At 64.4% G+C, this 1,468-nt stretch carries 2 protein-coding genes; both read left to right on the top strand.

Going from position 1 to position 1,468, the window contains the following annotated elements:
* Positions 1-366: ATP-binding cassette domain-containing protein (locus EN994_RS31110; RefSeq protein ID WP_164746400.1), on the top strand; the 366-nt coding region annotated here is incomplete at its 5' end.
* Positions 367-501: 135 nt separating this feature from the next.
* Positions 502-1,468 (top strand): LacI family DNA-binding transcriptional regulator (locus tag EN994_RS31115; protein WP_127308131.1); only part of this gene is annotated, 967 nt, incomplete at its 3' end.

Consider the following 1,468-nt stretch of genomic DNA (forward strand, 5'->3'; position numbering starts at 1 on the left):
ACGCCGATCGGTTCGCTTTCCGGCGGCGAGCGTCAGGCGGTGGCGATCGCGCGCGCCATGCATTTCGACAGCGACCTGATCATCCTCGACGAGCCGACCAACAATCTCGGCGTCGCCGAAACACAGGGCGTGCTGAGTTTCGTGCGCAGCGCCCGCGATTCCGGTCACTCCTGCATTTTCATCGCCCACAACATCCACCATGTCTTCCAGGTGGTCGACCGCATCGTCGTCATGCGCCGGGGCAAGGTGGTCGCCGACGACATCGACCCGAAGACGACCAGCGTGGCGGAGGTAGAGCGGATCATCACCGGCATGTCGGACAAGGAAATCCGCGATGCCATCACCGATGGCAAGCCGTCGCACTGACTGTCGGGTGATGGCGGCAATCACCGCTGCCTCAGATCGCATCGCTTGTCTGGCGCGGCATCGCAGGGCGCATAGGTAGCGGCATGAAAGCCACCGTCTCGGATATTGCCCGCAATGCGGGCTGTGGGTAGCGGCATGAAAGCCACCGTCTCGGATATCGCCCGCAATTGCGGGCTGTCGACCGCAACGGTCGACAGGGTGCTGAACAACCGGCCGGGTGCGAGTGCGGCCAACCGCCAGCGCGTCATGGAGGCGGCCAAGCAACTCGGCTACCTGCCGGTCGCCGATCAGGTGACGCTGCCCTCGCGGCCCGCCCACCTCGAATTCCTGCTGCCGATCGGCAGCAATGCCTTCATGCGCGATCTCGCCGGGCATATCGAGGACTACGCCGCGCGTCTGCCGCTTGTCGCCTCGTGCCGGATCCACAATCTCGCCGGTATCTCGCCGAACGCGCTGCAGAGCGCTGTCGAAAACCTGTCGCTCAGGGCCAATGGCGTTGGCGTGATCGCTGTCGATCATCCGCGTACGCGCAACATCCTGCGCGACATCGTCGAAGCCGGCATGCGTGTGGTGACGCTGGTGTCCGATGTTCCGACGGCACCGCGCGCGGCCTATGTCGGCATCGACAACCGGGTGGCGGGACGAACGGCGGCGCTGCTGATGGGACGCTTCCTTGGCGGCCGCACCGGCCATCTGGCGATGGTCGTCGGCTCACGTTCCTATCGCGGCCACGAGGAACGCGAGATGGGTTTCCGCTCGGTGCTCAATGAGGAGTTTCCCAATCTGACCGTCAGCAGCGCCGTCGAGATCAACGACGAGCCCGATGCCAGCTACACCGAGACCATGAAGGCACTGCACGACGAGCCAGAGTTGCTCGGCATCTATTGCGTCGGAGCTGGACATTCGGGCGTTGCAAAGGCGATCCGCGAGGCCAGGCCGAACCGCAAGCCGGTGTTCATCTGCCACGACCTGACCAAGGACACGCGCGGTCATCTCGTCGACGATCTCGCCGATGTCGTCATCGACCAGAATGCGCGGCTGATCGCCGAGCAGTCGGTCATTCGCCTGCTCGGCTCGATTGCCTCCTCCGCACCCTATCTGA

It is taken from the genome of Mesorhizobium sp. M7A.F.Ca.CA.002.09.1.1 (assembly GCF_003998555.1).
Classification (GTDB): Bacteria; Pseudomonadota; Alphaproteobacteria; order Rhizobiales; family Rhizobiaceae; genus Mesorhizobium; species Mesorhizobium ciceri.